We start from the raw sequence: 17,677 nt of genomic DNA, 5'->3' as shown, positions 1-17,677 counted from the left end.
TTGACGTCAGCGCGTCATCGCCTGTGTGGCACGCCGCGCTGAACGCCGCTTGAACATAAGGATGATGCGAGCGGTTTCCAGGATGAGCAGCGGAACAAAATGCACCGCCATGCTCTTCCATTCTCCGTCGACATAAAACCAGTGGAGCGCGATCAGCAATGCCGCAGGATAGACCAGCCGCTGCAGCCGCTTCCAGTTGGCGCGCAGTGCGCGCTGCGCGGCGTTGTTGCTGGTCAGCGCCATGGCAATGAAGATGATCAGCGCGAGATACCCCGTCCAGATGCTGAAAATCAGCGCTTCTTCGGCGATCATTGCCCAATCGCCCATGTCATACAGGTAGAACGCCAGATGCAGCACGCCATAGCCGCACGCCGCCACGCCGAGCGCGCGCCGCCGCGACAGCAGCCAGTCCAGCCAGCCGCGCCGCCCGAGGATCGCACGCAGCGGGCTGACCATCATCGCAACGATCATCAGCCGGACCGAAAATTCGCCGCTGGGGTGGACGAGGTCGAACGCGGTCACCGGATCCTTAACGAACCCGATGATCATCGCGATCGCAGGGATGGCAAGCACCACCCAGAAAAGCTCGGGAATCTTCAGGATGCGCAGCATTGCGGACCTTCATTGTTCGGGGCGGAAAGATGCCTCCGCCACCGCTAGACCCGTCTGCAATCCCTTGCAATGTCGGGGTTTCAATCCCTACCTGCTTGTTAACCATAGACGGCACGGCAGGGTTAAAGTTCATAGGGTAACATCGATCTCATGACCAACGCCGCCCCTCCCTTCAGCAACCCCGCAACCGGCAGCATGCTGCCCGGTGCGCAGGTTGATGGTGCCGGCGTGGTGCCTGCCAGCCCGGGGACTGCAACCCCCGACCTTGCCACGCTGCTCGCGGGCAGCGGCCGTCCCCACAGCCGCCCGCGTTATCCTCTGCGCAGGGCCGACCCGCGTTTTTGCGCCAATTCAAGCTCGCCCGAAATGCAGCGCATGGCGCTGGTCGCGGCGCTGTCGGTGCTGATCGCCGGATGCAGCATGCTGCCTGAGGGTCGCGGCGTATCGCGCGCGCCCACACCGCAGATCGCGCGACCAGCAGCCCTCCCTGCCCCAAGCGTCGCCGACACCCGCCAGTGCATCAGCGCACTCACTCAGGCGCAGGTCCGCTTCACCCCCGTGCCCGATCAGGTGTTCGGCGCGGGCTGTTCGCAGCTGGGCAGCGTGCGGTTGTCGACGATTGCGCTCACCGACGCGCCGCGTGGACTCAACGAGCTGGCGATCAGCAACATCGGCCCCGTGCGCTGCGAGCTGGCCCAGCGATTTGCCGGCTGGGCGCAGTTCGGGATCGCGCGCGCGGCAGAGCAGATGCTGGGCAGCCCACTGGTGAAGATCGAGACGATGGGCAGCTATTCCTGCCGCAACATTGCAGGCTCGGTCAAACTGTCGCAGCACGCACACGCCAACGCGATCGATATCGCCGCGTTCGTGCTCGCCGATGGCAGGCGCATCTCGGTCAAGCAGGGCTGGGCTGGCTCCAACCAGGAGCGCGCCTTCCTGCGCACCATCTACGCCAGCGCCTGCAAGCGCTTCGGCACGGTGCTGGGCCCGGACTATAATGCGGCGCATCAGGACCATCTTCATGTCGACATGAGCGGCCAAGGCTATTGCCGATAGCGCGCTGGCCCCTTAATTGCGGGCGATGACAAAGAAAGACCTAACCGAGCCGCGTTTTCGCCAAGCTGCCGAAGACGCCCGCACCGCCGACGCTGCGGTACACGACACCCCCCAGACCCAGGACCCCGCCTACCGGCTGGCCTTTGGCGATACCGACTTTCTGCTGCGGCAGGAGCTGCGCCCGGTTCGCTTCCAGCTGGAGCTGCTGAAGACCGAAATGCTGCTCGAAGAGGCTGGCATCGGATCGACCCTGGTGATCTACGGTTCCGCGCGCATCCCCTCGCCCGACAAGACCGAAGGGCTGGTCGAGGCCGCGCGCACGCCGGAAGAAAAGACCGTCGCGGAGCGGCTGGTCGCCAAGGCAAAATACTACGACGAAGCGCGCAAGCTGGCCCAGCTGGCGAGCGAATGCGGCGTCGAAGAAGACGGCAAGCGCCAGTTCGTCGTCTGCTCGGGCGGTGGCCCCTCGATCATGGAAGCGGCCAACCGCGGCGCTGCCGATGTCGGCAAGGAATCGGTCGGGCTCAACATCGTGCTTCCGCACGAACAGGCGCCCAACCGTTTCGTTACCCCGCATCTGTCGTTCCAATTCCACTATTTCGCACTGCGCAAGATGCACTTCCTGCTGCGCGCGCGCGCGGTCGCGGTGTTCCCCGGCGGCTTCGGCACCTTTGACGAATTCTTCGAGCTGCTCACCCTGATCCAGACCGGCAAGATGGCGCCGATCCCGATCATGCTGTTTGGCCGCAAGTTCTGGAACCGTGTGGTCAATTTCGAGGCGCTGGCCGAGGAAGGCGTGATCTCGCCGGGCAATCTGCAGCTGTTCAGCTTTGTCGAAACCGCCGATGAGGCATGGGACAAGATCCGGACGTTCTACGAACTGCCCTGCGGCTGAGCGCTGGACCGGGTTGAGGCATGGTCAAAATCATTGCCCATAACCCCCTGTGGAAAAAGGACTTCATGGCGGAGCGGGAAGCCATCCGTTCCGCCATGGGCGAAAGTCTGATCACGCTGCACCATATCGGCAGCACCGCCATTCCCGGCATCCATGCCAAGCCGGTGATCGACATGCTGGCAGTGGCAACATCGCTGGACGCACTCGAAGAGGCTGCCCCCGCGCTGGCCGCCCTTGGCTATCAGGCGATGGGGGCATACGGCATCGACGGGCGGCGGTATTTCCGCAAGGACGACGCATCCGGGCGCCGGACCCACCATCTGCATGGCTATGCGGCAGGATCGGCGGATATCGAACGCCATCTGGCGTTCCGCGATTATCTGCGCGCGCATCCGGATATCGCCGCGCGATATTCACTGCTGAAGCAGCGGCTTGTCGCCGGGGCTGAAGATTATATCGAAGGCAAGGCACCCTTTGTCCTGGAGACCCAGACCGATGCGCTTGCCTGGTATCGCGGGCGTCCGCGTGCCTACTGACCCAGTTCGACGCTGCGCCTGGCTGCAGCCGCCATCGCCTCGGCCACCAGCCGATCGAGCGCATCGTCGGCATCGAACACGTTGAGCGCGGCGCGGGTGGTGCCGCCGGGGCTCGCGACCCGCTCGGCAAGCTGCGCCGGGCTCTCGGGCGACTGATAGGCGAGTTCGGCCGATCCACGCACCATGGCAAGCGCGAAGCGCGACGCCTGATCCGCGGGCATGCCAAGCGCTTGCGCCCCCTTGCCCAGCGCATCGATGAATCGGAACAGATAGGCGGGCCCTGACCCGCTGAGCGCGGTGACGAGGTGCATCTGCGATTCGTCGGTCAGCCACTCGGCGCTGCCGAGCATGGCAAACAGCGCTTCCAATTGCTCCTGCTCAGGCTGAGCCAGGGCTTCGGCGAACAAAGCGGTGACCGACTGGCCGATGCCGATCGCCATATTGGGCATGATCCGGGCGATCGCCCTGGTCTGCGGCACAGCGGAGCGCAGCGCGGTGATCTCAATTCCGGCGAGCATCGACACCAGCAATGTCTCCGACAGGTCGAGCGACGCAACTTGCGACGCGACATCGGGCAGCATCTGCGGCTTGATCCCCAGCAGCAGCCATTCGGGCGCGGAGATGCTGGCCTCGATTGCGATAAGGTGGCGGACGCCTTCGGGCAGGTCACGCGGTGACGGATCGACGATGGTGACGCTGGCCGGATCGAGCCCGCGCGCAAACCACCCGCGCAGCATCGCGCCGGCCATGTTGCCTGACCCAATGACGAGCAGCGATTGGGGGAATAGCTTGGACAAGGCCCGTCTCCATCTGCGCGAACGAATTGCTCAATCGTAACCCACGCGAACGCGGGGGGCCCGCTTCCTTGGCTACCGTCGCAAAAAGCGGGATTACCGCCTGCGCGGGAATGACGGATCAGGGGAGCAAATGCCAGCCTCGAAACTGTTGCTGGCGTTTATGCCTCAAGCCTCGCCCTGGGTGTCGATCAGCGCGGCGGCGAGGGCTTCTTGCGGAGTCTTGTCGCCCCACAGGATGAACTGGAACACCGGATAGAAGCGGTCGCACTCGTCGATTGCCGCCTCGACCGCCAGTTGCGCCTGGTCGAGCCCCAGCATCGCGTCGCTACCCAGCATCATGCCGTTGCGATACAGCACCACGCCGCTGTTCGACCAGATGTCGAAATGGCCCAGCCACAATTGCTCGTTGATCAGCGCCAGGGCCTCGCAGATGACCGCGAACTTGTCATCGGGAACGCGAATGTCCGGCATGGCCAGCAGCTGCAGGACATTGTCCTCGTGCCGCCAGATCGCACGCAGCTGATAGCTGGTCCAGCTGCCCTTGACCTCGGTCAGCAGCTCGTCCTCGCCCACCATTTCGCACGGCCAGCCCCGCGCCTCGAACAGCGCGGCAAGCATGTCCACCGGGGCGGCTTCTTCCCGGTCCAGATCAAGCTGCTGTTCGTTCAAATGAATTTCCTTTCGCGCCCCTTGGCGCGCCTTTAAATTGCCGGGATGCGCGGCTGCGCGCAATGGCCGCTCGGGCCACTGCTACGCGTGATGTGGTGAAGTCTGTTCAAAAACTGTGGATAACGGGGCGTTAAACCGCGTTCAGGCGGCGGGGCCGGCGCCCTTGTTGGCCATTGCCGCTTCCAACGCGTCGAGCCGGGCCTTCAGGGCCTCGTTTTCCTCGCGCGCCTTGCTGGCCATTTCCTTTACCGCGTCGAACTCTTCACGGCTGACGAAATCGAGCCCGGCGATCCATTCGCGGGTCCGCTCGCGCGCGCTTTCCCCCGCCTCGCGGCTCATGCCTGCAACGGTTCCGGCCAGGCCGTTGATGAACTTTGCGAAATCGCCGCCAAATTCGGATTTGTTCTGCATGAAAGTCTCCATCGCAGGCGCATTGCGCCCCGGTTCAATTGTGATGCCATAGCATGTGGGTTGCGCCTGCACCAATCGCAAGCGCCCTTGATGAGGTCAGGGCGCGGGCGGGGCCAGCTGGATCCGCTGGGAATCGCGCGGCACGACCAGATTTTCCGCATTGGGGTTGAGCGTATCGATCTGCTTGTTGAGCACCGAGGCAAAGCACAGCCAGGCGAGATACGGCACCATCAGCCACGCCGCGAGCGGGCGTACCCGGCCAAACACGATCGTCGTGGCAAACGCCGCCACGAACACCGCCACCAGCAGATAGAACGCGCCGGTCACCTGATGCATCCCGAAGAAATAGATCGGCCAGGCAAGGTTGAGCGCCAGCTGGACGAAGAACAAAAGCACCGCAAGCCCGCGCAATTTAGCCCCGCGTGCAGTGACGACGACGGTTACGGCGAGCCCCATCATCACGTACAGCACCGACCATGCCGCGCCGAACGCCCAGCCAGGCGGCTGCGCTTCGGGCTTCTGCAGCGCCTGGAACCAGCGGTTGTCCTCACCCGATCCGGAAAAATCGCTGACGCCGAAGCCGAGCAGCACGACCAGCGGGACAAACAGCAGGGCCCAGCGCAAAAAGCCGAGGCGAAGCTGCATGGGCGAGGCGATTTCATTCATCGAAGCGGAGTCTCCTGCCCTTTTCAGGGGTTTACCTGCATCGGCATATCGGATTCATTTGCGCCGCGCCAGCGGGGTTTACCATGCAAATGCGTACCGCTTCGGGTCAGCAGCTGCGTCCTTTTTGTGCCGCGACCAGAAATTCCACGTTGCCACTTGGCCCTGTAATCGGGCTTTGCGTCAGGCCGGTGACTGGCCAGTCGATGCTTTCGAGCCATTGCATCACCCGGTCGCACACCGCGGCGTGCAGCGCGGGATCGCGCACCACCCCGCCCTTGCCGATCTGGTCGCGCCCCACCTCGAACTGCGGCTTGATCAACGCGACCAGCCACGCGCCCGGGCGCGCAAAGGACATCGGCACTGGCAGCACCTTGTCGAGCGCGATGAAACTGGCGTCGCACACCACGATGTCGATGGCCTGCGTGATATGCGCGTCGGTCAGGATTCGCGCGCTGGTCTGTTCGTGCACGGTGACGCGCGGGTCCTGCCGCAGCTTCCAGGCGAGTTGGTTGGTGCCGCTGTCGACCGCGAACACATGTGCGGCGCCGCGGGTCAGCAGCACATCGGTGAAACCGCCGGTGGACGAGCCGACGTCGATTCCGATCATGCCGGTCACATCGATGCCGAAATGGTCGAGCGCGTGCGCCAGCTTGATGCCGCCACGCGACACCCAGGGATGATCGCGCCCGCGCACCTCGACAGGCGCATCGGTGGCCAGCGCCTCGCCCGCCTTGGCAATCTTGCGCTCGCCTGCGAACACCAGCCCCGCCAGGATCAGCGCCTGCGCGCGTGCGCGGCTTTCAACCAGCCCGCGCTCGACCAGCAGCTGGTCGATGCGCAGCTTGGGCGCCTTGGCCGAAGCCTTTTTGCCGAGTGCGGAATGGGGGGGATGATCGGGCATGGCAGCCTGCCATACCGGCAGTGCCTTGCTTTTGCGAGCGGCAGATAGTGACGCCAAAAAAAATGAATTACAAGTCTTGCTGTGAACCCCGGGATGATTCACAACAGTCATGCAAGGTATACAGATCGTCAGAAGCGCGGGAGTTTCCGGGTTTTTGCGAATGGCCCTTCACTTGGTTTTCAACATAGCGAAAGGAGGTGATCCGATGTCTCATGGTTCAGCAAAGGGGTCGGTCAAGTCCATTCGGAGTGTTCGCGGCTAACAGCCTTCTGCCCAATGGTCTGGGCAGGCGCTTGTTAAAGCGCGAGATACACTTCGAAGGCGGCACTTCCGGCCGCTGACCATGTGATGGGCCGCGCAGGGGGCTGTGATCCCCGGCGGCCCCTCTCATATTTTCAGCTTCGACGATCCTTACCGATGGCCAGCTTGAGCGTCACCGACGCAGCGGCCCTTCCGATCGCTCCTCACCTCAGAATATATCCAGCGCTATCGGGCTTTCCCGTCACCCCCGCGAACGCGAGGGTCCCGCTATTGCGCGGATGTCACGCAGAAGCGGGATTCCCGCGTGCGCGGGAATGACGATGGAAGTGAATTAACCCTCAGCCCAACTTCTGTGCAACCAGCGCCTTCAGGTCGGCGGCCGAGCGTGCGCCGAAATGCGAGATGATTTCGGCCGCGGCGATCGCGCCCATCCGCAAGGACGTTTCCACGTCCTTGCCCTGCGCCTGACCGGCGAGGAAACCGGCGGCGAACAGATCGCCCGCGCCGGTGGTGTCGACCACCTTGTCGATCGGCTCGGCAGGCACGGCAAAACGCGCACCTTCATGCACCGCGATCGCGCCATGCTCGCTGCGGGTGACGACCAGAGTCGGCAGCTTGGCAGAGATCGCCGCGACGGCGCCGTCAAAGTCGTCGATCTGCGCCAGCGAGCAGATTTCCGCCTCGTTGGCGAACAGGATGTCGATCTGGCCCTTGTCGAGCAGATCGAGGAAGTCGGCGCGGTGGCGATCGATCACGAACGCATCGGACAACGTGAAGGCGACCTTGCGGCCTGCCGACCGTGCAGCATCAATGGCGGCACGCATCGCGGCGCGCGGCTCTTCGGGATCCCACAGATAGCCTTCGAGATACAGAACCGCGGCATCAGCAATCATCTTGGGGTCGAGCGCGCTGGCGGGCAGGAACTGCGAGGCGCCAAGGAAGGTGTTCATCGTGCGCTGGCCATCGGGGGTGACCAGGATCAGGCAGCGCGCGGTCGGGGTGTCGTCGCCGGCGCGCACGGGGGTCGCATAATCGATGCCCAACGCGCGAACGTCGTGCGCGAACACTTCGCCCAGCTGGTCGTCGGCGACCTGGCCGATGAACGCGCACTTGCAGCCCATTCCGGCAAGGCCCGCGAGCGTGTTGGCAGCCGAGCCGCCGCTGATTTCCTGCGCCGGGCCCATCGCCGCGTAGAGAGAGGTCGCGCGATCGGCGTCGATCAGCATCATGCCGCCCTTGGTCAGGCCTTCATTGGCGAGCAGGGCATCGTCGGCGGGGGCCATGACATCGACAATGGCGTTACCGATGGCGAGGACATCAAAACGGGGGCTGGTCATTTCGGGCAGGACTTTCTGATGGCGCGCCCCAGGGACGAGGCAGCGCGGAATGTTGCCGCGCGGCCTATCGGCTTGCACCTGCAGGTTCAAGCCCATTTGCGCGCAATTGACCCGGAGGCCGAATTGCCCGACACGATAGGCGCATGCTGACCGCCTTCTTCAAGAGCCTGGCGCAACTGGGCGATCGCGCCATCCTGGGCGCGCTGGCGTGGACGCTCGCGCTGGCCGCGCTGATCTTCGCGCTGACCGGCTGGGGGTTGTGGCAGGGTCTGGCCTGGGCAATGGCCAGCTATGGCGGGCCGCTGTCCGGTTATGCCGAATGGACCGGAGTGCTGGCAGTGGTCGCCACCATCATCGCCTTCTGGTTCTGGTGGCGCGTCGTGGCGATTGCGGTGCTGCAGCTGTTCGCCGACCGCATCGTGATCGCGGTCGAACGCAAGCATTACCCGCAGGCTGCCGCCAGCGCGCGCGATCTGCCCTGGGGGCCGTCGCTGGCGATGGCGTTGCGCTCGCTGGGCCGGGCGCTGGTGTACAACGCGATCGCTTTGCCCTTCGCGCTGGTGCTGCTGTTCACCGGCGTGGGTGCCCCGATGCTGTTCCTTGGCGTGAACGCGGTTCTGGTCGGGCGCGACCTCGACGAGATGGTTTCCGCGCGGCATCCGGGGCTGGCGGCAGAGCCCTCGCCCCGGACCAGCCGTTTCGTGCTTGGGCTGATTGCCAATCTGCTGCTGCTCGTCCCCTTGGTCAATCTGTTCGCACCGATTATAGCCGCGGCGATGGCTACGCATCTTTTTCACCAGCGCCGGGCCTGAAGGGGCGACACCGATGAACCGCATTTTGGCGATTGCCGCGCTGACGCTGGGGCTGGCTGCCTGTGCCGCGCCGCAAAAGGTCACCAGCCCGGCCCGACCCGCGATCCCGGCGCGCAGTACGACGCTGTCCGGCAAGGGGCTCGAGGCGGTGCTGGGCAAATCCGCGCGCGATCTGGAGCGTATGTTCGGCACGCCGCGGCTCGATGTCCGCGAATTCGATGCGCGCAAGCTGCAGTTCGTCGGCAGCGCCTGCGTGCTCGACGCATTTCTCTATCCTGAAGGCGCAGGCGGCGCGCAGGTGGTCACCTATATCGATGCGCGGCGCAGCGACGGCCAGTCGGTTGACCGCGCCGCGTGCGTGGATGCTTTGAAGAAGTAGCCTTCGTCATTCCCGCGAACGCGGGAACCCCGCTTGTTCGCCACCGCTAGAAAAAGAAGCGGGAGCCCAGCCTGCGCGGGGGTGACGAAAAGATCAAAACACCGCCTTGGCACTCTTCTCTTCCATCATCGCGGCGCGCACCATCGGCACCGGGGGGCCGCCATAAGAGAGGAACGCGTCGTGGAACGCCTTCCACGCATCGCGCCCGCCCTTGCCGGCAGTCCAGTCGGCGCGCAGCTTGCGGATCATCAGCTTGCCCAGCGTGTAGTTGAGATAGCCCGGGTCATAGGTGCCGCGCAGCGCCTGCTGGCGCGCATTGCCTTCGTCGATATAGCATTGCTCGCGGAACATGGTCAGCGACTGCTCGACCGTCATGCCGCCGGTGTGCAGCCCGATCGCGGAGAGATAGCGGCAGTTGCGCAGCAGCGCGTTGGCAAGCTGGCCGATATGGACTTCGGGATCGCCCTTGCCCAGGCCCGCTTCCCACATCATCTCCTCGGTATAATGCGCCCAGCCCTCGGCATAGGCATAGCCGACGAACAGCCGCCCGAAGAACGACTTGGCGCGGTTTGCATGGAGGAAGTTGAGGAAGTGGCCCGGCCACACCTCGTGCACGCTGGTGAACAGCAGGTCCTTTTTGGGCGGGATGTATTCGGCCTGCACCTCGGGCGCCCATGATGGATCGGGCGGCGAGATGTAATAGACCGACGGCAGGCCTTTCTCGTAAGGTCCGGGGATATCGATATAGGCCGAGTTCTGCCGGTTGTAGGGCGGTGATTCCTCGACCTTCGCCTCTTCGGTCCCCGGAATCGAGACCAGATCCTTGTCGACCAGGAACGCGCGCAGTTCGGGCAACTGCCGACGCGCTTCGGCCACCGGACCGTCCTCGGGCTTGTCGAGCGACAGCTTCGCCATGCAATCGGCCATCGTCGCGCCAGGGGCGAACTGCGCGCAGGCGGTCGCCAGCGCGTCCTGATTGCGCTTGAGGTCGGCCTCGCCGATCGCCTTCAGTTCGCTGATCGGAAGGTCGACCATTTCGGTCGCGACCAGCATCTGCGAAAACAGTTCGCTGCCCAGCGCATAGCCGACCTTTGCGGTGGTCTTCTCGGCCTTCAACCAGTCGGCCAGGCCCTGCATCGCCTTACTCGCCTCGGCGGTGGCGGATTCGAGATCGGCGCGGATCGCATCGTCGCTGACATCGGCAAAGGCGGCGCGGGCATCGCTGGTGAAGAAGGTGGCATAGCCGCCGAACGCATTAACCCCATAGTCGATCGCATAGGGGTCGAGCGGGGTCTTCAGGTTGGCGCGAATCTGCTCTGCCGCCTTTGGCACGCCGCGGGCATAGGCGATGAACGCCTTGGCGCGAGTGTCGACATCAGCATAGGGCCGCGTGACATAGACCGACGGGTCAAGCGTTCCGGTGTAGAACGCCGGGTTACGGTGCGGCCAGTCCGCCTGCTTGAGCCAGAACAGCTTTCCGCGCACCACCGCGATCAGATAATCGCGTTCGAACCGGTGATCGTCGGCAAGACTGGCCGGGTCCATCCCCTCCGCATCCGCCAGCGTCTTTTCCAGGAACGCGATCTGGTCGGCGAGCCCCTTTTCGGACCAGTCGGGCAGCTTGCCATCGAATTCGTGCCGCCCCTGATAGACCGCGAAATCCGGGTTGCGCGGAAAATAGCCGGTGAGGAAGGTGTCGACGAACTTGCCCCAGTCGGATGCGGTGTCGATGCCCGTGGTCTTTTCGGAGGCGGCGGGCTGATCCGACGGAGCAACGCTGCACGCGGTCGCCATCACGGCGAGCGATGCGGCAGCGAGGAGCTTTTTCGACCAGTTCATACGCGACCCTTTGATGGGAGTTCAGACTTGGAAAATCCCCCACTGCAAGGGGAGCATATTTCGTTTTGATGCTCCATTGCTGACACCAAGCGTCAGGATTGGGAAGAGGCATTCTTTCGCAACTGCACAACATCCATCGCACACAGCTGCAAGTTCATCTTGCTTGCCGCCTGCCCCGCGCTGGCTTACCGGACGGCCATGGAAAATCCCGCCGCCCCTCACCCCTTCACCATCGCCAATTATCGCGCCTATTGGCTGACCCGGCTGGCGTCGATGCTGGCGCTGTATTGCATGATGCTGATCGTCGGCTGGCAGGCGTACAACATCGCGCGCGAAACGATGGATATCGCATCGAGCTCGGCGCGGCTGGGGATGATCGGGCTGCTGCAGTTCGCGCCGCTGTTCGTGCTGACCCCGCTGGTCGGCTGGATCGCGGACCGGATGGACCGGCGCTTTGTCGCGCGCACCGTGCTGCTGTGCCAGGCCGGTATCGCCGCGACTTTGGCGTGGACCACGGCGAACGACCTGATCAGCCTGCCGATCCTCTACATGATCGCCGCGCTGCTGGGCACGGCGCGCGCGTTTCTGGGCCCATCGCTGAGCGCGCTCGCGCCCAATCTGGTGCCCAAGGCGTCGCTGCCCACCGCCATCGCATTGTCGTCGATCGCCTGGCAATCGGGCATGCTGGTGGGCCCGGCGATGGCGGGCCCGCTCTACGCGATCCGCCCCGACCTGCCCTATATCGTCAGCGCCTGTCTCTACACACTGGCGGCGGTGGCGATGATGACCGTCGGCGAGGTGCCGCGCACAATCATGGCCAAGGGCAAGGGGCCGATCGCGCAGATCATCGATGGCATGGCCTATGTCGGCCAGAACAAGCTCGTGCTGGGCGTGATCACGCTCGATCTGTTCGCGGTGTTCCTCGCAGGCTCGACCGCGCTGCTGCCGGTCTTTGCGCGAGACATCCTCAAGGTTGGCGAGCAGGGATTGTCGCTGCTGGCATCGGCGCCTGCGGCAGGTGCGGCGCTGGTCGCGCTGGTGTTTTCCTTCCGCCCGATCCGCACCAATGTCGGCAACAAGATGCTGGCGAGCGTCTTCCTGTTCGGGTTGGTGACGATCGTTTTCGGTTTCAGCAAGATTCTGATCGTCTCGATGGCGTGCCTGTTCGTCGCGGGCGCGGCCGACATGTTCAGCGTGTATGTCCGCCAGTCGCTGATCCAGCTGAACACGCCCGACGACAAGCGTGGCCGCGTTTCTGCGGTTTCATTGCTCACCGTGTCGGCGTCGAACGAGCTGGGCGATGCGTTCTCCGGCATGCTCGCCTGGCTGATCGGCCCCGTCGCGGCGGTTGTGGCAGGCGGCGGCGGTGCTATAGTCATCACCGCGCTGTGGGCCCGGCTGTTTCCGCAGATCGGTGCAGCGCGCAGCTTCGATCCTGCCGAGGAAGAAGCCCACTCCCAATCCCATGCGCCGGAACAACCGGCGCCCTCTGCAGGAGAGACCATATCATGATCGCATCGAGCATCCTCGAGACCATCGGCAAGACCCCGCACGTCCGCATCAACCGGCTGTTCGGCGACGCGCAGGTCTGGATCAAGTCGGAGCGGACCAATCCGGGCGGATCGATCAAGGACCGCATCGCGCTCGCCATGATCGAGGCGGCCGAGGCCGACGGTTCGCTGCAGCCCGGCGGCACGATCATCGAGCCGACATCGGGCAACACCGGCGTGGGCCTCGCGATGGTCGCGGCGGTCAAGGGCTACAGGCTGGTGCTCGTGATGCCCGAGAGCATGTCGATCGAGCGGCGGCGGCTGATGCTGGCCTATGGCGCAACGTTCGACCTCACCCCGCGCGAAAAGGGCATGAAGGGCGCGATCGAGCGTGCACAGGAACTGGTCGATGCGACGCCGGGATCATGGATGCCGCAGCAGTTCGAGAACCCTGCCAACATCGCGGTGCATGTCCGCACCACCGCGCTCGAGATACTCGCCGATTTCGCGGATTCGCCGATCGATGCGCTGATCACCGGGGTAGGCACCGGCGGCCACATCACCGGCTGTGCCGAAGAGCTCAAGAAGCACTGGCCGAACCTGAAGGTTTATGCGGTAGAGCCGACGCTGTCGCCGGTGATCTCGGGCGGCCAGCCCGGCCCGCACCCGATCCAGGGCATCGGCGCAGGATTCATCCCCGGCAACCTGCACACCAAGCTGATCGACGGCGTGATCCAGGTGGATCCTGCCGATGCCAAGCAGATGGCGCGCCGGTCGGCGAGCGAGGAAGGGATGCTGGTCGGCATCTCTTCGGGCGCAACGCTGGCGGCGATCGCGCAGAAGCTGCCCGAACTACCTGCTGGTTCGCGGGTGATCGGTTTCAATTACGACACCGGTGAGCGCTACCTGTCGGTACCCGACTTCCTGCCGGAGTAATTTGGGTTTACCGGTAGAGCGTTCGCCAACCCAATCATCGTCACCCCCGCGAACGCTGGGGTGACGATGCCATCAAGTCCAAGAACGCAAAAAGACCGGGAGATTGCTCTCCCGGCCTTCGGTTGCGACCCTTAAGGGCTGTTGGTTATTCCGCTGCTTCCATCGGATCAGCCTTGTCGGGCTGGCCGTCGCCATCGGTGTCCCATGCGTCGGCCTTGCCGTCGCCGTTACGGTCCCAGGCGTCCATCGTGCCGTCGCCGTTCGAATCCAGCGTTGCGGGCGGGGCCTGCTCAGCGGTTGCGGGGGCTTCGGCTGCCGGAGCTTCGGTCGGGGCCGGGGTTTCGGGCGCCATTTCCTGGGCCAGGGCGGGGGTTGCTGCCAGTGCGCCAGCGGCGATCAGTGCTCCAAAAAAAGTATTCTTCATGAGTTCTTCTCCTCGTGATGCGACCCCTCGGCAGGGTCTCAAGATGTTGTGGAGGGCCATCTTCGCTCCGCAGTATCAACGAGGAAGCAGGGCACCTGTTCCTGCACCAACCGAGGCCGAATACCGGGCAAGGACGGGTTCCTGCGGCCTGGCGCAAATTTGTGTCTGCCCGGCGCGCGTCCAGAGTGAAGGCTGCGCCAGCCGGTTTTCGGGCGGCGACCAAATTCGCATTCGGTTCGTCGCAAATCAACATGAAAGGGGCGCTTCCGGTCTCCCGAAAGCGCCCCTGACACCAGCTAGCAGCTGTTTGAGCGATTATGCGGCGGCAAAAAGCTCGGGTTCGAGCGCCATGATCGCCTCGGATCCCGCTTCGATCTTCCGGCGCAGCGCGCCGGCATCGGGCATGATCCGTTCGGCGAAGTAGCGCGCGGTCTTGAGCTTGGTTTCGTAGAACACGGCGTTGCCCGTGCCTGCATCGAGCGCGGCGATCGAAGCACGCATCATCCGCAGCCACATCAGGCCCAGCGCCACGATGCCCATGATGTGCATGTAGCTGTGCGCACCCGCGCCAACGTTGTTGGGGTTGGCCATGCCGTTCTGCATGAACCACATCGTCGCGGCCTTGAGCTCGCCCGCGGCCTTTTCGAGGCGGCTGGCGAAATCGGCGATGCGTTCATCGCCCTTGGCTTCGGCGCATTCGCTGTCGAGGATGCCGAAGAAGGTCTGCACCGCGCGGCCACCGTTCTGAGCGAGCTTGCGACCGACAAGGTCCATCGCCTGCACGCCGTTGGTGCCTTCGTAGATCATCGCGATGCGGGCATCGCGGACATACTGTTCCATGCCCCATTCGGCGATATAGCCATGGCCGCCATAGATCTGCTGCATGTTGGTGGCGATCTCGTAGCCCTTGTCGGTGCCGTAGCCCTTGATCACCGGGGTGAGCAGGCTGATGATATCGTCGGCGGCGACGCGCTCTTCCTCGGTCTGCGATTTGTGCGTCAGGTCGACCTGCAGTCCGCCCCACAGGATCAGCGCGCGCAGACCCTCGTTGATCGCCTTGGCTTCCATGAGCATGCGGCGGACATCGGGGTGGACGAACAGGGTGTCGGCCTTTTCGTTGGCATCCTGCGCACCGGTGAGCGCGCGGCCCTGGCGGCGATCGCCGGCGTACTGCACCGCGTTCTGGTACGAAACTTCGCCCATCGACAGGCCCTGCCCGCCGACGCCGAGGCGCGCGGCGTTCATCATGATGAACATCGCGGCCAGACCCTTGTTCTCTTCGCCCACCAGATATCCGGTCGCGCCGTCATAGTTCATGACGCAGGTCGAGTTGCCGTGGATGCCCATCTTGTGCTCGATCGATCCGCACGACACCGCATTGCGCTCACCCAGCGAGCCATCGTCGTTGACGAGGAACTTGGGGACAATGAACAGCGAGATGCCCTTGACGCTGTCGGGCGCATCGGGGGTCTTGGCCAGGACGAGGTGGATGATGTTCTCGGTCAGGTCGTGTTCGCCCGACGAGATGAAGATCTTGGTACCAGTGATCGCGTAGGCACCGCCGGGCTGCGGCACCGCCTTGGTGCGGATGAGACCAAGGTCCGTTCCGCAATGCGGCTCGGTCAGGTTCATCGTGCCGCCCCATTTGCCGCTGATCATGTTGGGAGCGTACTTCTCCTTCTGTTCCTGGCTGCCCTTGGCGAGGATCGCCGAAACCGCGCCATGGGTGAGGCCCGGGTACATGGCAAACGCCATGTTGCTCGACGACATGAACTCCTCGAACGCGATGCCCACGACATGCGGCATGCCCTGTCCGCCGAACTCTTCGGGCGCGGCCAGCGTGCCCCAGCCAGCTTCACAATACTGGTTATAGGCTTCCTTGAAGCCGTCGGGGGTGGTGACGGTGCCGTCCGCGTGGCGGGTGCAGCCCTGCTGGTCGCCGACCTGGTTCAAGGGGAACAGCACTTCCTCGACGAACTTGCCGGCTTCCTCGAGCACGGCGGACAGCACGTCGGGCGCGGCGTTATCGAAGCCCGGGAGGTTGGAGTATTTCTCGATCCCCAGAACCTCGGTCAGGATGAACTGGGTGTCGCGCACGGGGGCGGTGTACTTGGGCATGTCAATGTCCTCTCAAACAATGGCGATCAATGTTTCAGGCCAGTTGGGCCCGATCGGGGCGTGGTCCGTGAGGCAACCGCCCGCTGAGTGGTTGGCCGGTCAGGCCTGCTATCGTTAAGCCAGGTCTTCGCGGTCAACCCGCTCGACCATCTTCACGAATTGCGAAAGCTCCTGGATCGAGCTTTCGATATCCTTCTTCTGCTTGCGCATCAGCGCGATGCGTTCCTTGCAGCGCTGCAGCGTGACGCGGCGCTGTTCGCGCCGGCCGTCTCCGATGTCGTACAGATCGATCATCTCGCGGATTTCGCCGAGGCTGAAGCCCACATTCTTGGCGCGCATGATCCAGGCGAGCCGCGCACGATCGCGCTTGGAATAGACGCGGGTCAGACCCTTGCGCTCAGGAGCGATCAGGCCTTCGTCCTCGTAGAACCGCAGCGCGCGCGCGGTCACGCCGAATTCGTCCGAAAGATCGGAGATGGTATAGCTGTCCCGATTTTGCAGATCGGGAGTGTCGATGCGGCCAAGGGTAGAACGGTCGTGCATGGTGCTCGAGCTACATTCCCTTGACGTAAACGTCAAGCAAAATCAGCCAGCGCAAAGCCTGTCGAGCGAACGGCCGCGGGCACTGCCGGCGGCCCGGTCCCCCGGCTCGACCAGCGCGAAGGATGCCCCCGCAAGGCTCGCACGATCGCTGCAGACGGCAAGGCATCCAGGCGGAAGGCTGCCCGGCAGCGCGAGCCCGGTGCCATCGAAGTGCGCGGTAAAGCTGCACCCGCGGACCGCATTGCCCTTGGCGCTGCGATCAAGGCTGATCCTGGCCTGCTCGCCGGCAAGGCTGGCCGAGCCTTGCGCCTCGCACTGGCTCGATCCGCCAAAGGTCACAAGCACGCCCACCGTATAGCCACCCTGCCGGTTGCCGCGCGCACAAAAGGCATCGCTGCCGGTACCGCCGGTGTCGGCAAAGCTGCCCGCAAGATCCATGATTTCGGGATCGACGATCACGCCCGCCTCGATGGCTGCGGCGTCGAGCGGTGTCACTGCTGCCGCGTCATCCCCGGCCTGGGTTTCGCTGCACCCGGCCAGCACCAGGCAGGCAAGAGCAGCGCGCCGGATCACGCAATCCGCTCCAGCGTGCCGTCGGACATCACCTTGCGATAGAAGCACGAAGGCGCGCCGGTGTGGCAGGTGGGCCCAGCCGGCGATGCCACCACCCACACCGCATCCTGATCGCAATCGATCCGCAGCTCGACCAGCTTGAGCACATGGCCCGAGGTCTCACCCTTCTTCCACAGGCTGGCGCGCGAGCGAGACCAGAAATGGACCTCCCCAGTTTCCAGCGTCAGCGCCAGCGCCTCTGCGTTCATGTGCGCGATCATCAGCAGCGCGCCGCTGGCCGCATCGGTGACCGCGGCGGTGATCAGCCCTGCGGCATCATATTTGGGGTCCAGGGCCAGCCCGGTCTCGCGCGGATTTGACATGGAACCCCGGTTAATCCCGCTTAAGCACCTGTGCAACACGGTTAACAATAAATGACCTGT

20 protein-coding genes are annotated in these 17,677 nt (G+C 64.2%); 7 read left to right on the top strand and 13 right to left on the bottom strand.

Translation table 11 applies throughout. The features are described 5' to 3' along the window. Positions 1–6: 6 nt before the first annotated feature. Positions 7–612, bottom strand: a complete 606-nt coding sequence (locus BSY18_RS02050) for a sulfite oxidase heme-binding subunit YedZ (RefSeq protein WP_069049489.1) — start codon at positions 610–612, stop codon at positions 7–9. Between the two features lie 150 nt (positions 613–762). On the opposite strand from BSY18_RS02050, the gene BSY18_RS02045 reads away from it, so the two are divergent. Genes BSY18_RS02045 through BSY18_RS02035 form a run of 3 tightly spaced genes read left to right on the top strand, consistent with a single transcriptional unit; the run spans position 763 to position 3,099 of the window. Then, the gene (locus tag BSY18_RS02045; protein ID WP_335617675.1) at positions 763–1,668 is read left to right on the top strand and encodes an extensin family protein; all 906 of its coding nucleotides are present in this window, start codon (positions 763–765) and stop codon (positions 1,666–1,668) included. A 25-nt stretch (positions 1,669–1,693) separates the two neighbouring features. Beyond that, a complete protein-coding gene (locus BSY18_RS02040; RefSeq protein WP_069049488.1) occupies positions 1,694–2,563 on the top strand; it encodes an LOG family protein in 870 nt (289 codons plus the stop codon). A 20-nt stretch (positions 2,564–2,583) separates the two neighbouring features. Further along, positions 2,584–3,099, top strand: a complete 516-nt coding sequence (locus BSY18_RS02035) for a GrpB family protein (RefSeq protein WP_069049487.1) — start codon at positions 2,584–2,586, stop codon at positions 3,097–3,099. On the opposite strand, the gene proC is transcribed toward BSY18_RS02035, so the two are convergent. From proC to BSY18_RS02005, 6 genes are all read right to left on the bottom strand, one after another. Beyond that, entirely contained in the window at positions 3,093–3,896 is an 804-nt protein-coding gene (gene proC, locus BSY18_RS02030) for a pyrroline-5-carboxylate reductase (RefSeq protein ID WP_069049486.1), read from the bottom strand. The genes BSY18_RS02035 and proC overlap by 7 nt on opposite strands. Before the next feature lie 165 nt (positions 3,897–4,061). Then, the gene (locus BSY18_RS02025; protein ID WP_054133653.1) at positions 4,062–4,514 is read right to left on the bottom strand and encodes a YbjN domain-containing protein; all 453 of its coding nucleotides are present in this window, start codon (positions 4,512–4,514) and stop codon (positions 4,062–4,064) included. 192 nt (positions 4,515–4,706) lie between these two features. After that, a complete protein-coding gene (locus BSY18_RS02020; protein ID WP_069051636.1) occupies positions 4,707–4,976 on the bottom strand; it encodes an accessory factor UbiK family protein in 270 nt (89 codons plus the stop codon). 96 nt (positions 4,977–5,072) lie between these two features. Further along, on the bottom strand, positions 5,073–5,642 hold the full coding sequence (locus BSY18_RS02015) for a TspO/MBR family protein (RefSeq protein WP_069049485.1): 570 nt from the start codon (positions 5,640–5,642) through the stop codon (positions 5,073–5,075). A gap of 106 nt (positions 5,643–5,748) precedes the next feature. Beyond that, entirely contained in the window at positions 5,749–6,543 is a 795-nt protein-coding gene (locus BSY18_RS02010; RefSeq protein ID WP_069049484.1) for a TlyA family RNA methyltransferase, read from the bottom strand. Between the two features lie 599 nt (positions 6,544–7,142). Next, the gene (locus BSY18_RS02005) at positions 7,143–8,141 is read right to left on the bottom strand and encodes an adenosine kinase (protein WP_069051635.1); all 999 of its coding nucleotides are present in this window, start codon (positions 8,139–8,141) and stop codon (positions 7,143–7,145) included. A 143-nt stretch (positions 8,142–8,284) separates the two neighbouring features. Between BSY18_RS02005 and BSY18_RS02000 the strand changes: the two genes are divergently transcribed. Both BSY18_RS02000 and BSY18_RS01995 read left to right on the top strand, forming a co-directional pair. Beyond that, on the top strand, positions 8,285–8,953 hold the full coding sequence (locus BSY18_RS02000; RefSeq protein ID WP_069049483.1) for an EI24 domain-containing protein: 669 nt from the start codon (positions 8,285–8,287) through the stop codon (positions 8,951–8,953). Positions 8,954–8,966: 13 nt separating this feature from the next. Beyond that, positions 8,967–9,332: a hypothetical protein gene (locus tag BSY18_RS01995; protein ID WP_054133267.1), complete on the top strand. Its 366-nt coding sequence runs from the start codon at positions 8,967–8,969 to the stop codon at positions 9,330–9,332. Positions 9,333–9,425: 93 nt separating this feature from the next. On the opposite strand, the gene BSY18_RS01990 is transcribed toward BSY18_RS01995, so the two are convergent. Further along, a complete protein-coding gene (locus tag BSY18_RS01990; protein WP_069049482.1) occupies positions 9,426–11,171 on the bottom strand; it encodes a DUF885 domain-containing protein in 1,746 nt (581 codons plus the stop codon). Positions 11,172–11,369: 198 nt separating this feature from the next. Between BSY18_RS01990 and BSY18_RS01985 the strand changes: the two genes are divergently transcribed. Both BSY18_RS01985 and cysK read left to right on the top strand, forming a co-directional pair. Continuing rightward, positions 11,370–12,683 (top strand): MFS transporter, encoded by a 1,314-nt coding sequence (locus BSY18_RS01985; protein WP_069049481.1) that lies wholly within the window; start codon positions 11,370–11,372, stop codon positions 12,681–12,683. Continuing rightward, entirely contained in the window at positions 12,680–13,597 is a 918-nt protein-coding gene (gene cysK, locus BSY18_RS01980; RefSeq protein ID WP_069049480.1) for a cysteine synthase A, read from the top strand. The genes BSY18_RS01985 and cysK overlap by 4 nt, the downstream gene beginning before the upstream one ends. A gap of 145 nt (positions 13,598–13,742) precedes the next feature. Here the strand turns inward: cysK and BSY18_RS01975 are convergent, their stop codons facing one another. The 5 genes from BSY18_RS01975 to hisI all read right to left on the bottom strand — a co-directional run bounded on the left by BSY18_RS01975 (position 13,743) and on the right by hisI (position 17,617). Then, positions 13,743–14,021 (bottom strand): hypothetical protein, encoded by a 279-nt coding sequence (locus BSY18_RS01975; RefSeq protein ID WP_069049479.1) that lies wholly within the window; start codon positions 14,019–14,021, stop codon positions 13,743–13,745. A 315-nt stretch (positions 14,022–14,336) separates the two neighbouring features. Then, a complete protein-coding gene (locus BSY18_RS01970) occupies positions 14,337–16,139 on the bottom strand; it encodes an acyl-CoA dehydrogenase C-terminal domain-containing protein (protein ID WP_069049478.1) in 1,803 nt (600 codons plus the stop codon). Positions 16,140–16,253: 114 nt separating this feature from the next. After that, entirely contained in the window at positions 16,254–16,682 is a 429-nt protein-coding gene (locus tag BSY18_RS01965) for a MerR family transcriptional regulator (RefSeq protein WP_054133273.1), read from the bottom strand. Positions 16,683–16,724: 42 nt separating this feature from the next. Beyond that, positions 16,725–17,255, bottom strand: coding sequence for a hypothetical protein (locus tag BSY18_RS01960; RefSeq protein ID WP_069049477.1), 531 nt, complete (start codon positions 17,253–17,255; stop codon positions 16,725–16,727). Continuing rightward, complete coding sequence (gene hisI, locus BSY18_RS01955; RefSeq protein WP_069049476.1) at positions 17,252–17,617, bottom strand: phosphoribosyl-AMP cyclohydrolase; 366 nt, start codon at positions 17,615–17,617, stop codon at positions 17,252–17,254. Before hisI ends, BSY18_RS01960 begins: the two co-directional genes overlap by 4 nt. Between the last annotated feature and the right edge of the window lie 60 nt (positions 17,618–17,677).

Origin of the sequence: Blastomonas sp. RAC04 (assembly GCF_001713435.1) — a bacterium.
GTDB classification, from domain to species: domain Bacteria; phylum Pseudomonadota; class Alphaproteobacteria; order Sphingomonadales; family Sphingomonadaceae; genus Blastomonas; species Blastomonas fulva.
Note: the sequence above shows the minus strand (reverse complement) of the source record. Positions and strands in the feature narration are given on the sequence as shown.

Coding starts and splice junctions, on each gene's coding strand:
- BSY18_RS02050 (WP_069049489.1), bottom strand. CDS start 612: ATGCTGCGCATCCTGAAGATTCCCGAGCTTTTCTGGGTGGTGCTTGCC.
- BSY18_RS02045 (WP_335617675.1), top strand. CDS start 763: ATGACCAACGCCGCCCCTCCCTTCAGCAACCCCGCAACCGGCAGCATG.
- BSY18_RS02040 (WP_069049488.1), top strand. CDS start 1,694: ATGACAAAGAAAGACCTAACCGAGCCGCGTTTTCGCCAAGCTGCCGAA.
- BSY18_RS02035 (WP_069049487.1), top strand. CDS start 2,584: ATGGTCAAAATCATTGCCCATAACCCCCTGTGGAAAAAGGACTTCATG.
- BSY18_RS02025 (WP_054133653.1), bottom strand. CDS start 4,514: ATGCTTGCCGCGCTGTTCGAGGCGCGGGGCTGGCCGTGCGAAATGGTG.
- BSY18_RS02020 (WP_069051636.1), bottom strand. CDS start 4,976: ATGCAGAACAAATCCGAATTTGGCGGCGATTTCGCAAAGTTCATCAAC.
- BSY18_RS02015 (WP_069049485.1), bottom strand. CDS start 5,642: ATGAATGAAATCGCCTCGCCCATGCAGCTTCGCCTCGGCTTTTTGCGC.
- BSY18_RS02010 (WP_069049484.1), bottom strand. CDS start 6,543: ATGCCCGATCATCCCCCCCATTCCGCACTCGGCAAAAAGGCTTCGGCC.
- BSY18_RS02005 (WP_069051635.1), bottom strand. CDS start 8,141: ATGACCAGCCCCCGTTTTGATGTCCTCGCCATCGGTAACGCCATTGTC.
- BSY18_RS02000 (WP_069049483.1), top strand. CDS start 8,285: ATGCTGACCGCCTTCTTCAAGAGCCTGGCGCAACTGGGCGATCGCGCC.
- BSY18_RS01995 (WP_054133267.1), top strand. CDS start 8,967: ATGAACCGCATTTTGGCGATTGCCGCGCTGACGCTGGGGCTGGCTGCC.
- BSY18_RS01990 (WP_069049482.1), bottom strand. CDS start 11,171: ATGAACTGGTCGAAAAAGCTCCTCGCTGCCGCATCGCTCGCCGTGATG.
- BSY18_RS01985 (WP_069049481.1), top strand. CDS start 11,370: ATGGAAAATCCCGCCGCCCCTCACCCCTTCACCATCGCCAATTATCGC.
- cysK (WP_069049480.1), top strand. CDS start 12,680: ATGATCGCATCGAGCATCCTCGAGACCATCGGCAAGACCCCGCACGTC.
- BSY18_RS01975 (WP_069049479.1), bottom strand. CDS start 14,021: ATGAAGAATACTTTTTTTGGAGCACTGATCGCCGCTGGCGCACTGGCA.
- BSY18_RS01970 (WP_069049478.1), bottom strand. CDS start 16,139: ATGCCCAAGTACACCGCCCCCGTGCGCGACACCCAGTTCATCCTGACC.
- BSY18_RS01965 (WP_054133273.1), bottom strand. CDS start 16,682: ATGCACGACCGTTCTACCCTTGGCCGCATCGACACTCCCGATCTGCAA.
- hisI (WP_069049476.1), bottom strand. CDS start 17,617: ATGTCAAATCCGCGCGAGACCGGGCTGGCCCTGGACCCCAAATATGAT.